16 protein-coding genes are annotated in these 13653 nt (G+C 60.4%); 2 read left to right on the forward strand and 14 right to left on the reverse strand.

Going from position 1 to position 13653, the window contains the following annotated elements:
* Positions 1-12: 12 nt before the first annotated feature.
* The 5 genes from BLQ92_RS30370 to BLQ92_RS30390 all read right to left on the reverse strand — a co-directional run bounded on the left by BLQ92_RS30370 (position 13) and on the right by BLQ92_RS30390 (position 4701).
* On the reverse strand, positions 13-1065 hold the full coding sequence (locus BLQ92_RS30370; protein WP_090690846.1) for a phytoene/squalene synthase family protein: 1053 nt from the start codon (positions 1063-1065) through the stop codon (positions 13-15).
* 127 nt (positions 1066-1192) lie between these two features.
* Positions 1193-2230 (reverse strand): phosphogluconate dehydrogenase (NAD(+)-dependent, decarboxylating), encoded by a 1038-nt coding sequence (gnd, locus tag BLQ92_RS30375; protein ID WP_090690851.1) that lies wholly within the window; start codon positions 2228-2230, stop codon positions 1193-1195.
* A gap of 78 nt (positions 2231-2308) precedes the next feature.
* Positions 2309-3025, reverse strand: a complete 717-nt coding sequence (locus BLQ92_RS30380) for a dienelactone hydrolase family protein (RefSeq protein ID WP_090690855.1) — start codon at positions 3023-3025, stop codon at positions 2309-2311.
* A gap of 101 nt (positions 3026-3126) precedes the next feature.
* The gene (locus BLQ92_RS30385) at positions 3127-4173 is read right to left on the reverse strand and encodes an AraC family transcriptional regulator (protein ID WP_143016698.1); all 1047 of its coding nucleotides are present in this window, start codon (positions 4171-4173) and stop codon (positions 3127-3129) included.
* Between the two features lie 36 nt (positions 4174-4209).
* Positions 4210-4701: an Lrp/AsnC family transcriptional regulator gene (locus BLQ92_RS30390; RefSeq protein ID WP_090690863.1), complete on the reverse strand. Its 492-nt coding sequence runs from the start codon at positions 4699-4701 to the stop codon at positions 4210-4212.
* Positions 4702-4858: 157 nt separating this feature from the next.
* Here BLQ92_RS30390 and glmS point away from each other — a divergent pair, with 157 nt between their 5' ends.
* A complete protein-coding gene (glmS, locus tag BLQ92_RS30395) occupies positions 4859-6688 on the forward strand; it encodes a glutamine--fructose-6-phosphate transaminase (isomerizing) (RefSeq protein WP_090690867.1) in 1830 nt (609 codons plus the stop codon).
* A 152-nt stretch (positions 6689-6840) separates the two neighbouring features.
* Here the strand turns inward: glmS and BLQ92_RS30400 are convergent, their stop codons facing one another.
* Positions 6841-8133: a D-amino acid dehydrogenase gene (locus BLQ92_RS30400; RefSeq protein ID WP_090690872.1), complete on the reverse strand. Its 1293-nt coding sequence runs from the start codon at positions 8131-8133 to the stop codon at positions 6841-6843.
* 215 nt (positions 8134-8348) lie between these two features.
* Positions 8349-8687 (reverse strand): hypothetical protein, encoded by a 339-nt coding sequence (locus BLQ92_RS30405; protein ID WP_090690875.1) that lies wholly within the window; start codon positions 8685-8687, stop codon positions 8349-8351.
* 140 nt (positions 8688-8827) lie between these two features.
* On the opposite strand from BLQ92_RS30405, the gene BLQ92_RS30410 reads away from it, so the two are divergent.
* Complete coding sequence (locus tag BLQ92_RS30410) at positions 8828-9901, forward strand: hypothetical protein (RefSeq protein WP_143016699.1); 1074 nt, start codon at positions 8828-8830, stop codon at positions 9899-9901.
* Between the two features lie 89 nt (positions 9902-9990).
* Here the strand turns inward: BLQ92_RS30410 and BLQ92_RS30415 are convergent, their stop codons facing one another.
* The 7 genes from BLQ92_RS30415 to BLQ92_RS30445 form a co-directional block, all read right to left on the reverse strand.
* The gene (locus tag BLQ92_RS30415) at positions 9991-10659 is read right to left on the reverse strand and encodes a pyridoxamine 5'-phosphate oxidase family protein (RefSeq protein ID WP_090690882.1); all 669 of its coding nucleotides are present in this window, start codon (positions 10657-10659) and stop codon (positions 9991-9993) included.
* Positions 10660-10759: 100 nt separating this feature from the next.
* The gene (locus BLQ92_RS30420) at positions 10760-11065 is read right to left on the reverse strand and encodes a 4Fe-4S dicluster domain-containing protein (RefSeq protein ID WP_090690886.1); all 306 of its coding nucleotides are present in this window, start codon (positions 11063-11065) and stop codon (positions 10760-10762) included.
* Entirely contained in the window at positions 11062-11382 is a 321-nt protein-coding gene (locus BLQ92_RS30425; protein ID WP_090690891.1) for a hypothetical protein, read from the reverse strand. The genes BLQ92_RS30420 and BLQ92_RS30425 overlap by 4 nt, the downstream gene beginning before the upstream one ends.
* A 10-nt stretch (positions 11383-11392) precedes the next feature.
* Entirely contained in the window at positions 11393-11974 is a 582-nt protein-coding gene (locus BLQ92_RS30430; protein WP_090690897.1) for an RNA polymerase sigma factor, read from the reverse strand.
* Between the two features lie 66 nt (positions 11975-12040).
* Entirely contained in the window at positions 12041-12757 is a 717-nt protein-coding gene (locus BLQ92_RS30435; RefSeq protein WP_090690901.1) for a GNAT family N-acetyltransferase, read from the reverse strand.
* Positions 12758-12831: 74 nt separating this feature from the next.
* Complete coding sequence (locus tag BLQ92_RS30440) at positions 12832-13251, reverse strand: hypothetical protein (RefSeq protein WP_090690904.1); 420 nt, start codon at positions 13249-13251, stop codon at positions 12832-12834.
* 1 nt (position 13252) lies between these two features.
* A complete protein-coding gene (locus tag BLQ92_RS30445; RefSeq protein ID WP_090690908.1) occupies positions 13253-13642 on the reverse strand; it encodes a VOC family protein in 390 nt (129 codons plus the stop codon).
* Positions 13643-13653 lie beyond the last annotated feature (11 nt).

The raw sequence follows: 13653 nt of genomic DNA on the forward strand, positions 1-13653 counted from the left end.
CGCGCGGCGCGCTCAGCCTCTCAAGCGCGCTTCGATTTGCCCCATCAGCCGCTCGGTCCGGCGGCGCAACAAAGCATTCGAAGCCACCAGCGCGGTTGAGTACGTCATCACCTCGTACACCTTGCTGCGCTGGATCTTCGAGACCTTGGCCGGGTCAAGCCATGCCTCGTTATGCACCAGCAGCACCAAAGTCTCGAGACCAATGAGCACCGGCCACAAACAGGCGAGCCGCAAGCGAACCGAGAAGCGAGGAATCGCCAGCGTGTATTCGACTGCTGCGCGGAAATGGTCCAGGCTCAGCCGCACCAGCTCGAACAGCAGCGGTTGCGCACGCAACGAATTCCCCGGTACCAGCAGGTCTTGCGCCGTCAGATCAAAGCGCTCCAGCAGCGCCACGGGAAGGTAGCAGCGGCCGATCCGCAAATCCTTGCTGCAGTCGCGCAGAACGTTGGTCATCTGTAGCGCTTTGCCGAAACGAACCCCGCGAGCAAGCATGGTTTCGGGGGCGTCTTTGAGCGTCCCCGGCATGTGCGCGTATGTCATCCGCGTCCAGAACTCGCCCACACAGCCCGCCACCAGATAGGTATAGCGGTCGAGTTCAGCCAGATTCTGAAGCGCCACGATCCGACCGGAACGCTCGTCCGGAAACGTACGGAGATCGAACTCCATGCCTTCCGTCAGTGTCGAGACAATGTCGCGGACCGCCTCATGGTCCGCGTCGCTCAGTTGGGCGAGGATCGCCAGCGCCGGTCCGAGCGACTCGAGCAGTACCTTCTCGTCCGACTGCATCTGCTGGCCCGCAACCTCGCCGGACATCCGCTGCAGGAACGCGCCTTCATAGGGCACGCCGTTGACCTGCGCGCGCAGCGACAGTAGCAACTCCAGGCGTTGCTCCGGGGGAATCAGCGAGGTGTCCGCGATCGTATCGGCTGCACGCGCGAGCAGATACGCGAGGCCGATGGGGTCGCGCATGCCGGCGGGCAGGATACGCAGGGTGAGGTAGAACGAACGTGAGACGCCTTTCAGCAGCGGACCCAGAAGGTAGGTCCGAGTAGGATTGAGCATGGATCGATGAGGTCGGTTTGGGACAATTTTGGCGCTGCCCGATTGTATCCTGCCAACCCCGCTCGTCCTGCTGCGGCCCGGCATTCGCCGCAAAGGCCCAACGGGCCTCGCGGCGCACGCCGGTCTTTCAATCCAGCGGTTTGCCCATCTTGGCGGCGGCCTTTTCCATATGCCCGCCGAAATCGTGCCGCATCGCCGACAGCACGCGGTTGGCGAAATCCCCGTCGCCACGCGAACTGAAGCGTGCGAAGAGCGCCGCGCTCAAGACTGGGGCGGGCACCCCTTCGTCGATGGCCGCCTCGACCGTCCAACGCCCCTCGCCCGAGTCCGATACGCGTCCTGTGTACTGTTGGAGGCCCGCATCGCCGACCAGCGACGCAGCGGTCAGGTCGAGCAGCCACGAACCGATCACGCTGCCGCGGCGCCAGACCTCGGCGATCTCAGGCAAATCAAGGTCGTACTGGTAGTACTCAGGGCCGTGCATCGGCGAGGTTTCGGCATCGATTTCGCGGGTCTTTTTGCCTGCGTTGGCATTGTGGAGGATATTCATGCCCTCGGCGTAAGCCGCCATGATTCCGTACTCGATGCCGTTGTGAACCATCTTGACGAAGTGACCAGCACCTTGCGGACCGCAATGCAGGTAGCCGTGATCGGCGGTGCCCGCGTCCGCGCCTCGCCCCGGCGTCGGCACAGCCGCCCCCGGTCCCGGCGCCAGCGTCGAAAAGATCGGTCCGAGCCGCTCGACCACCGCCGCCTCGCCGCCGATCATCAGGCAGTAACCGCGCTCGCGGCCGAACACGCCACCGCTCGTTCCGACGTCCACGTAGTGCAGTTGCTTGCCGGCCAGTTCCTTGCCGCGGCGGATGTCGTCGCGATAGAACGAGTTACCGCCGTCGATCACGATGTCGCCCGGTTCGAGCAGGGGTGTCAGTTGCGCGAGCGTCGCATCGACTACGGCCGCCGGCACCATCAACCACACTGCCCGTGGCTTGGCCAGTTGCTTGACCAGATCGTCGGGCGAAGCGGCGCCCGCGACACCGCTCTGCTTGAGCTTCTCGACCGCCGCCGGCTGGACGTCGTAGACCACGCAGGTCTGACCACCGGCGGTCAAGCGCCGTACCATGTCGGCGCCCATGCGCCCCAATCCAATCATGCCTAGCTGCATCATTCACTCCTTAAGTGCGATACCGCGAGCGATGGCGGGGGCGCAGGTGACTCGCTAGCGCCCGTGAGTCAGTTCAGACTAAGTACGTTGCGGCCACATCGTGCGGCCGAAGAAGGTCAACGTGCGGTCCCAGGCCAGTTGCGACCAGACCGGATCGAACTGGGTGCCTTCGATACGGCCGGGTCCGACTGCCGTTTCGTTAGCGAAGGCGTGATGCGCAAGGTAATGATGCGATTCGAGCTCGACTTTCGCGTCGCGCAGCTTGGCTTCGACTGCCTCGACGGCGGCAGGGGGAAAGAAGACGTCTTGCTTGGCCCAGTGGGCGAGCACCGGAACCTTGATCTTGTCTGCCTGAATGTACTCCAGCGGCGGGCAGCCGTACCACACGACGCCGGCCGACAGTTCGGGAATCTGGCCGAGCGCCAGCAGCGTCAGCGCACCGCCCATGCAGTAGCCGGTCACGGCGACACGGTCCGTCTGTTGCTTCAGGTACTGCACGGCGCCGCGAATATCCTGAGCGGTAGCGTCGCCAAAATCGAGCCCGCTCATCAGATGATGCGCTTCTTCCTGCTCGACCGTCATTTTGCCGCGGTAGAGATCGGGCACAAGCGCGAGATAGCCGGACTGGGCGAGCCGGTCGGCGACGCCGCGAATCTGGTCATTCAAACCCCACCACTCCTGAATCACGACAATGGCGGGTGCGCCCACGGGGTTCTGCGGCTTGGCGAGATAGCCTTCAACGTCCTTTCCATCGGGGCGCTTGAAGCTAATCATGGATCCTTGTTGCTGTTTCATGAGACGGTCCTCGTTTGGGCGAAACGGATAGCATAGCGGTTGTTATCGGCCGGTGCTGGCGGGCCGCGCAGACCATTCGGATCGCAGAAAGAGCGGAGCCGCTAGACAAGCGGCAACCAGATCTCCGTGCGCAGCAGGTCCGGCGGGGTCGCCTCCGCTCTGCTCAGGTTGAGCTCGAGCGGCGGCTCATCGCGAAGCCGCTCGCCGGATGCCGGAAGCCAGTCGCGATAGATCGACTTCCACGTGAGATGCAGCGTGGTGTAGGGGCCAACGTGCGTAAAGACGGCATAGCGGCCACTCGCAACCGCTTGCCACGCCAGCGAACCCGAAAGCTTCACACCGGCAGGCTGCTCGACGTTTCCGCTGCACGTCGCCAGCGAATAGCCGAATACGAGACCGGCAATAAAACGGCAGTGCGGGTCGTCGGGGCCGCGGGGATCGTCGGGCACCAGCGACAGATAGCTCTTGATGTGCTCGCGAAGCCCGGCTCGATCGGCTTCCTGCAGCACTTCGCCATACGCTTGCTGCGCGGCGCGCATCATTGTGTTGTCCACCATGCCGCGCGCCGTGGCGGTCAGCGCGACGATGCCCGCAGGCAAATGGGTCAGACGGGTGACTTGCATGTTGATCGCTCCATTAGCGTTTTTTCGTAAACCCGCTCCCCTGCCGGGGTTCAGCAGATCTTCAAAAGCAGGCGCACCACCTTGGCGCACTGCCGTGGGGGTCGTTCCAAAGTCCCGTCGCATGGCTTTTGCCAGTGCCTGGGCGGACTCGTAGCCGACTGCCGCGGCAATCTCAGCAACGGGCTCGTCTCCGCTCACCAACAGCGCAAACGCGCGTCGCAAGCGCAACCAGGTGACGTAGTCCGCCACGCTGCAATCCATGTAGGCACGAAATACACGGTGGAAGTGGTGCCGCGACATGGCAGCCCGATCCGCAAGGATCTCGGCAGTCAGGGGGCCGTCCAGATGCGTCTCGGCGTAGGCGAGCGCACGAGCGATCAGCTCGCTGTGACGGTCGGGGGTTGAGCGTGGATTGGTTGATGACATGCCGGCAATTCTAGGGGGCGGTGACCAACGCCCGCGTGTCCGGAAGTGCTCGATTGCGGGGACTGCTGCGGAGACGGCTTCGTGGATGCCGAGCGTCACGGCTTCAGGGCAGCGTGCGTCCGCTAATCCGCCCGGCTACTGACTTTTGTCTATCACAGCACGCACCGGTGCATTCGCCTCGAACTTGGCGCGATGCGTCGAGAAGAACGTACGGACGTTGCGAATGTTGGACGAAGCTTTGAACAACCGCCGTGCGAGTTCGTCGTATTCGGGCATGTCCTTCACATCGGCGACGACCACGAAGTCCGGTCCGGGCGAGACCCGATAGCACTGCGTTACCGCAGGTTCAGCGCAGATATAGGCTTCGAAGGCCGCGAAATCCTCGGTCGTCTGACGGTCGAGACTGACCTCGATGATCGCAATCAGCGTGGGGCCGATTTTGGCCTGATCGATGATCGCGATCTGCCGCTGGATCACCCCCACGTCCTTGAGACGGCGCACCCGCCGCAGACACGTAGGCGGCGACGCATGCACTTGCGCCGCCAGTTCGAGATTCGACACCGACGCGTCCGCTTGCAGGACGCCGAGAATTCTCAGGTCGAGATCATCCAGATAAATACCGCTCACCGTCTCTCCATATCAGCCTAGTGTGAAATTAAATTTCACCATGTTCCGTGGATGGCGTCAAATTTCATTTTCTTTATAATTTTGCAATTTAATTTCTTACGGCCACCCCTAACATCGCACCACTGATTCCTGCCACGAACACCTACGGAGAGACGTTATGTGTGGAATTGTCGGTGCGGTCGCACAGCGCAACATCCTGCCGAACCTGGTCGACGGCTTAAAACGCCTCGAATATCGCGGCTATGACTCATGCGGCGTCGCGCTTTATCACGATCGCCAGTTGCTGCGCTCGCGCAGCGTCGAGCGTGTGGCGAACCTGCAGGACGAGATCGCCCGGCGCGGTCTGTCCGGCTACACCGGCATCGCTCACACCCGTTGGGCCACGCACGGCAGACCCATTACTGACAATGCACACCCGCACTTCTCGCCGAATGCAGAAACGCCGCGCATTGCACTCTCGCACAACGGCATCATCGAAAATCACGAGGAGCTGCGCGCAACGCTCAAGCAACGCGGCTACGCCTTTGCGAGCCAGACCGACAGCGAGGTCATCGCCCACCTGATCGACCATTTGTACAACGGCGATCTGTTCGAGGCGGTTCGAGAAGCGGTCGTCCAGTTGCGCGGCAGCTACGCGATCGCCGTGCTGTGCCGCGATGAACCGCATCGCCTGGTCGGCGCTCGGGACGGCATGCCGCTCGTGGTCGGAGTGGGTGACGGAGAGAACTTCCTGGCCTCGGATGCCATTGCCCTCGCTACCGTCACCGATCAAATCGCTTACCTGGAAAACGGCGATGTAGTCGATCTTCAACTGCATCGTTACTGGATTGTTGATGCGGCCGGTCAGCGTGTGGAACGTCGCGTGCACACCGTGGCTGCGCACAGTGGAGCCGCCGATCTCGGCCTCTATCGCTATTACATGCAGAAGGAAATCTTCGAGCAGCCGCGTGCGGTCGCGGACACGCTGCAGGATGTCACGTCGATCATGCCTGAACTGTTCGGCGACAATGCGTGGCGTGTGCTGAACACCGTCGATTCAGTGCTGTTGCTAGCGTGTGGCGGCAGCTATCACGCGGCGCTCACCGCCAAGTACTGGATCGAAGGTCTCGCTGGGTTACCCGTGAGCGTCGAGATTGCTAGCGAGTATCGGTATCGCGATAGTGTGCCCAATCCGAATACGCTCGTGGTTGCGGTTTCACAAAGCGGGGAAACGGCGGACGTGCTCGGCGCCGTGCATGTCGCGCAGCAGTCGGGCATGCATCACACGCTTGCCATCTGCAACGTGCCAACCAGTGCGCTTGCCCGTGAATGCGCCTTGACGTTCTTCACGCGCGCCGGTATTGAAATCGGCGTGGCGTCGACGAAGGCTTTCACCACGCAGCTCGTCGCACTGTTTCTCCTCGCGCTCACGCTTGCTCAATGCCGGAAACGTCTTTCCGAGCAGGAGGAGCAGCAACATCTGCGTGCGCTGCGACACCTGCCGGATGCCATGGCGAAGGTACTCGCGATGGAGCCGCAGATTATGGCTTGGGCCGAGCAGTTGACCCGGCGGCAAGACATCCTGTTCCTGGGGCGTGGCATGCATTACCCGGTTGCAATGGAAGGCGCGCTGAAAATGAAGGAGATCTCTTATATTCACGCGGAAGCTTATGCGGCCGGGGAATTGAAGCACGGTCCGCTGGCGCTTGTCAGCGATCAGATGCCCGTTGTGGCAGTGGCGCCTAACGACCGTCTGCTCGAGAAGCTCAAGTCGAATATGCATGAGGTCAGCGCACGCGGCGGCAAGCTCTATGTGTTCGCCGATATGGACTGTGGCATTGCGGTTAGTTCGGATATCGAAGTCATTCGTCTCACTGAGTACTACGGCTTGCTCTCGCCGATTCTGCATACCATCCCGATGCAGTTGCTGGCTTTTCATGCTGCGCTGGCAAGAGGGACGGATATCGATAAGCCGCGCAATCTTGCTAAGTCGGTGACGGTTGAGTAGGGGGAGTGCCGCCGTTATCGCGGTCTTTGAGAAAAAGAAGCGTGTATGCGTTCATCATGCGGCACTCCGCAGCCCCCCCGCCTTCACAAGGACTTCGCTCGTGAGTCAGTACCGTGCGACAAACATGTCGAGCGGAACCAGCACCACGGTGCCTAATTGAGGTCAAAGTCGGCCGGAACCGGAGCTTCCTTGGCGTAGCGAAAAACGTTCAGATCATCGTGCTGGATAGCAGGCTCCTTTCCGGATACCAGATCCGCGAGAAGCTGTGCCGAGCCACATGACATGGTCCAGCCGAGCGTGCCATGACCTGTGTTGAGATAAAGATTGGGCACCGCAGTGATGCCAACAATCGGCGTGCCATCAGGGGTCATGGGCCGCAGTCCGGTCCAGAAAGTGGCATTCGATGTGTCGCCACCACCAGGGAACAGGTCGTTCACACACATTTCCAACGTCTCGCGGCGAGCCTCGCGCAGACGCTTGTCAAAGCCGACGATTTCGGCCATTCCACCGACACGAATGCGCTTATCGAACCTTGTAATCGCTATTTTGTAAGTTTCATCAAGGACGGTCGAAACCGGCGCACGTGCCTCGTCGATGATAGGCGCGGTGATTGAGTAACCTTTGAGCGGATAGACAGGAATCTTGACGATTCCGGAAAGAAAGTTCGTCGAATATGACCCAAACGCCACCACGAACGCATCGGCATGAATGAGTTTGGCACCATGCCGCACACCAGTAACCTTGCCGCCCTCGACAACGAGACCATCGACCTGAGTGTTGTAGCGGAACGTGACGCCAGCTTGCTCAGCCAAAGCCGCAAGCCGAGTGGTGAATAATTGACAATCGCCGGTCTCGTCGCCGGGCAAGCGTAATCCACCCGTCAACTTATGTGCAGTAGCAGCGAGAGCGGGCTCGATCCGGGAGAGCTCTGCTCCGGTCAGTAACTCGTATGGAACATGGGCCTCTTCAAGTACGGCGATATCCTTGGCCGCACCATCGAATTGCTGCTGCGTGCGAAAGACTTGCAGAGTGCCGCCCGTACGCCCCTCATATTCGATACCTGTCTCGGCTCGCAGAGCCTTCAGGCAATCGCGGCTGTATTCCGCAAGTCTGACCATGCGATTCTTGTTCACAGCGTAGCGTTCGGCAGTGCAGTTCTGCAGCATCTGCCACATCCATTGAAGCTGAAACTGCTTGTCTTCGTCGTCTGGCCTGATTGCGAGCGGCGCGTGCTTCTGAAACATCCACTTTACTGCCTTAAGTGGTACGCCAGGTGCTGCCCATGGTGCTGCGTAGCCAGGCGATATCTGCCCCGCGTTTGCGAAGCTCGTTTCAAGCGCAGGACCTGCTTCGCGGTCGATGACGGTCACCTCATGGCCGGCACGCGCGAGGTAGAACGCGCTCGTCACGCCGACGACACCGCTGCCCAATACGACGACTCGCATAAGTACAGACTCCGCAGCCAAGGTGAACACAAAACAGCTCGAAAATGCTTCAGAGACCCGCCAACCGAGGTTGATACATGGATACTATCTGCGATGTGGCAGTAATCTTTATTGTTTACTGGAACATTTTTGGTCGAATCAACTATCGCCCGGTTGTGCGAGCGTGCTCAGCGTTTCAGAATCGGTAGCGTGAAGTACGACCAACCGGTGTCAACCTACGCTGGGGCGAATATCACCGCGCCAACATCGGCGATGTTCGTGAAGCTTCGAAAAAACCGGTACGTCTGGCCTCCGACTGTCATCCGGTTGACACCCACCTGAGTCAACTCAAGTATCTCGTTGGCCTCGGTCGCCGTGATGGTCCCGAGACTTTTCAGATCCTCCTCCTCGGCCGCCGGGTCGCCCACGTAGACGGAAAAGACCTCCCTATCGCGGCGCATCATGACGACGGACTTTCCCACATCGAGCGAGCGTTCGAGGTATTTGCTTAGCGTCAGCAGCGACCCGCGCACCTCGTCCTGCGGACTGTTAGCGAAACTCGAATCGGTTGTCATCTTGCCCCCGTCATATATGACCGTCCTCAGAAGGAAATCCGCCCACAGGCGACTCCGCTTCCACTATAGGCGTCCTTCGGCGAATTCGGAACTGGCTGGTTGGGATTGAGCGATAAGTCGCCCATGGTACGCTGTGACCTGTGCGGCCTGAACAATGGAATGCGCCCTTATCCGAACAACTAAAAAAAACGGTGGCATCGACGATGTCCAGAATACCGAATGACGGCAACTACAGTGCGCCCCTGAAGACCTACAAAGGGCGCACCACAGGAACCGCGGCCTGTAACGTAAAGGGGGCGTTAAGCTTCGCTCGCGCGAGGCACAGCGGATTCTTTTACAGTCTCGCGAGGTTATTGCGCCTCAAAATGCCGGAGCAATTTACCTACGACGTCGACGTCTATGGCACCAACGGCGCCACGCTAGAAACGTTGAAGCGCGACAGTGCCCTGAGGAATGCCGTAGAGACGTTGCTCACGAGCGGCGCGACCAACGTTTCTCTTGGCGGCTCAAAGATTCGCGCGGAATTTCCGCGGCGCGGTTCCCCGGAGAACGCGGACCAGGTCAAGACGGCTCTCGTTCGTGTGGCACAAAGTCTTGAAATGCAGAGCGGCGGAGTAGTCAACGCCGAAGCCAGCATCGCCAAAGTCTCGCTGCCGTTCATGCTATTCGCCGCGGCTGGGTTTGCGGCGCTGATGGGTTCCGGGTTTTTGAACCGTGGCGCCAGTCTGATAAACATGTTCGACCTACTCCCGGCGGTTCTGGTGACCGCACTTGGACTACTGGCAATCGCCGGGTTAGCAGGTTCGTCCTTCCTGCGAAAACACGCACTGGCAGCGGCAGCACTACCGGTGGCGCTGACGCTGACATGTTTTGCCGTACCGCTGCTGGCCATGGCCGCGTGCTCAATGATCAATATATCGCTGGGGCGCGCACGTCTTCCCGACAGCATCGAACGCGTCACCGGGTATGTCGCACAGTTGCACACCAAAGGACACCCCTGCGTGCTGGAATTCATGCGGCCGTCCGCCCTGGATCTGTATGGAAGGGCGGTCAGGCAAGTCCCGATATCGTGCCTCGGCTACCACGGGCTCAGCGGCGGCGTCACCGCTCTCCACCTCTATGAATTGAGGACGAATCCGGGCTTTCTGGGCGCGCCGTTTGTCGACAGGGAAGAGCAATTGCCAGACGAGTCCGAAGGAGCAGACCCGAATTGAGCGCGAGCTAGTGCCCGAGTTAAGCGCTGCCCGCTCGCTTGCAATCAGGACGGAGACCGCCGGCTGATTGCAAGCACGACGCGAACAACTCAACCAGCGCTACCATCCCGCCATTCCCGCACATACCCCGGCGTTTCTATATCCGCCGCCGCTTCATCCACGATGGGCGCAAGCGGCGACAACGCCATCGGCAGCACGCCTGCCCATACCGCCAGGTCCATATCTTCCTCGTCGTCCTTCGGGCCACCCGTGCGAGTCTTGCAGGCCGCCTCGGCAAGCGAAATACGCAACATCGTCGTTGCCGCCAGTTCTTTAGCGTTGCCTGCCCGCACTTCCTGTGAGCGCCCCGGCGTGATGCCTTCCAGAAAGACATCCAGCGCGGCGGCTTTATGGTCATCGGACACCGCTTCGAAACTGCCGTAAATCACGGCTGAGCGATAGTTCATCGAGTGATTGAACGCCGAGCGCGCCAGCACCAGTCCATCGAGATGTGTGACCGTGACGCAAACCTGTGCGCCGCTTGCCGCCAGCTTTAGCATGCGGCTGCCGTTCGAACCGTGGATATACAGGTAGTCGCCTTCGCGCCAGCAAGCGGTGGGAATGCAGTGCACACCGTGCTCGTCAGAAAACGCGATGTGACACACGTAGGCTTCATCGAGTAGCGCGTGCAGGGTCACGCGGTCATACTGACCGCGATGAGCAACGCGGCGCACGCGAGTGCGCAGCGAGGGAGGGACGTTCGTTTCGGCAGGGGTCATGTTGAGCGCCTTGTTGTTTTTTTAGGAAAGGCGCCTACGATAAATAAAATCGAGGCTCCATGTGTAGACCCACGGAGCGTCACGTTTTTAGAGCCAGCGACTACACTGGCATGCTGCGGGCCAAGGTAATGGCGCGTTCCGGACATGCGGTCACGCACAACCCACAAGACCGGCACGCATCGGCATTCGGCGTGTACGCGACCTTCAAGCCATGCACACGCAGCTTTAATTTATTCAACATACCTAAACTATTGTAGTCTTCGGCGTCGATCTTGCGAATCTCAAACACGTTCTCGGGGCACACGTCCGCACAATCGCCCTTGCCTTCGCAACGCTTGAGGTTGACCACCGGCACAATCACGCCCGGCGCTTGCTTGCAGGCAGCGGCTGTCGAGGCTGTTTTCATGGCTTGTCATCCTGCGGTTTGTCGCGAAGAGGTGCGACGCCCTTCAGGAAATTCTCGCGTTCTTCCGGCGTCATGCGCTCCCAACGGCGCCAATGCCGGGGCCCGCCTCCGTGCCAACCGCCACGGCCGCGAAAGCCGCCAAACAGGATCCGGCTGAGCACCAGCAAGCCAATCGCGTGCAGATAATCAATCGAGCGGCCACCAACGAATACCGCCGGAATCACCCAGTTCCATAGTGCCATCACGATCCATCCAAGCAGCGCAATTGCGACCGGGACCAGAAGCGCTTTGCCGAAGCATCTCATTCTGAATTTCATCGAAACTCCTTTAAATATCCAGTTCGTCATATACGGTCTGCAGGCTGGCGCGCAGGTGCAGCACCGCATAACGCTTGCGTGCCAGCAGCGTGTTCACGCTCACCCCGCTCTCCGCGGCCAGTTCCTTAAAGCTGCGTCCTTCCAGTTCGTGCGCAATGAAAACCTCGCGCTGGTTGGCCGGCAATTCGTCGAGTGCGGCTTGCAGGGCATCAAGCAGCACTGATCTCGCGTAGACCGCTTCCGGCCCGGCATCGTATGAAGGCAAGGCGAGATCCAGCCGGTACTCGCCGGGGTCGTCGTCGGATTCGACGGCGTCCTCAGCGAGCGGCAGTTCACGTTTCTTGCGAAACACATCGATGATGCGATTACGCGCCACCCGGAACAGCCAGGCGCTGACCTGTTCGATCGGCGCAGGGAGCCGGTAGGCCTGCACGAATTCGTGAAGGACATCCTGCAAGATGTCCTCCGCTTCACTCGGATCGCGCACGCGGCGCCGGATGAAATGCCCAAGCTTGCTACGCTCACGCAAGATGGTTGCAGTGAGGTCGCTGTCTCGTTCGAGCATCGGGTCCGGGGTCGGTGGCGGTTCCATACATCGGTAGACGATTCAGGAGCGGGGATATTGTGTCCGGCTCGAAATATCGAGCGGGCCGCTCTTTCAGGCCGCCGGCGGGGTGTGCGGAGTGTTGCGTACGGCCAGCAAGGCCTCGCGATCTTCCTGGAGCAAGGCAAACAGACGCACGTCGTGAAATGCGTCCTTCCAGTAGCCCCATTGCCGCATGACGCCTTCTTCGACGAACCCGAGACTCTTTAGCAGGCCAACCGACGCATCGTTATCGAGGTTCGTCGTCGCCTGGATGCGATTCATCCGCAGGTGGTCGTAAGCGTAGGTGAGCGCGGCATCGAGCGCTTCGCGCATCAGGCCCTGGCGCCAGCATCGGCGTTCCAGTTCGAAGCCAAGACTGGCCGACCTGAAAGCAAAATTGAGCCTGAGCCCGCAGGTGCCGATCACGCGCGCGTCGGCTTTAGCAACGATTGCCCAGCGAATCCCCGTTCTTTCTGCAGTGTCGTGCAGGAGCGTGGTCACTACCTGCTCCGCCTGTTCGATACGCGTCAGCGGCGCCAGGTCGTAGAAACGCATCACCTCCGGATCAGACCAGATTTCGAATATTCGCTGCGTGTCGGCAACGTCGAGCGGGCGTAACTGCAGGCGGCCTGTCGCCGGGAGGTCGAGTGGGGGGAAGGGTTCGGTCATCGGGTCGTCGGACTGGGTGGGGTTGAGAGCACACTCGACCGGCAGTCTGCGGGCGCCCTTCGCCAACGATAACAAAAAAGGCGCCTGAAGCGCCCTAGTCGTAGCGAACTTGCGAGCCATGTTCGCCTTTGTGCTGGCCCGACGAAGCGCGCGAGCTTGCCGCCCTGCTCCCCCACCGCGTCTTCGATACCACGTTACCGCGTCGGCGGCTGCGGGTTATTCGCCGGGTTGGTATCGAACTTGACGACGCTCTCGATTCCCGTGTCCCCGACCAGCGCCAGGAGTTCCGCGTGCAGCGGGTCGGCAAGCGCCTTGCTGTAAACCTCTTCGCCATCAACCCGAAGCGTGAACGAGCGCAGATAGCGCGCCTTCTTCTCCGGCTTCTCGATCGTATCTTTGGTCCACTGATACAGCGGATAGTCGCCGGGGACGAGCCGCTCGGCCTCGCTCACATAGTCGGCGAACGCGTCGAACTGGCACTTCAACGACGCGTTGTGCCTGCGCAGCAGATCCCCCAGCGGCTCATACGAAGTACCCGCGGGATCGCCGCGCAAGCGTTCTGCGAGCTCCGCTGAAACAGCGATCCTGAGTTGATATTGCCAGGTATCCGCCATTTCAGACATCGCCCTTGGCAAAATTCAACTCAACCCCGTTGCCTGCCGGGTCCGAAAAGAACAACTGTTCTTGCCCGGTCACCGGGACATAGTCGTGTGTATAGCGAACCTCGAACTTACGCAAACGTTCTTCAAACGCGGCAAGGTTGCTGCACGAGAGCGCCACGTGATCGAAGGTGTTGACCACATGTGCGGGACGCGTTTCGTCCGGCCGCGCTTCGCTTAAGTGCAGTACGGCTTGTTCGCCGATATAAAGCCAGTAGCCAAAGCTCTGAAACGGCGGTCGATAGCCGGATTGCATTCCGACCACCTCGACATAGAAATCGCGCAACGTATCGAGCATGGCGCGGCTAGCGCGAAGGTTGTAATGACTGAAGCCAAGTAGCGACATGGAATCTCCTG

The organism is Paraburkholderia phenazinium, from assembly GCF_900100735.1.
In the GTDB taxonomy this organism is placed as follows: Bacteria; Pseudomonadota; Gammaproteobacteria; order Burkholderiales; family Burkholderiaceae; genus Paraburkholderia; species Paraburkholderia phenazinia.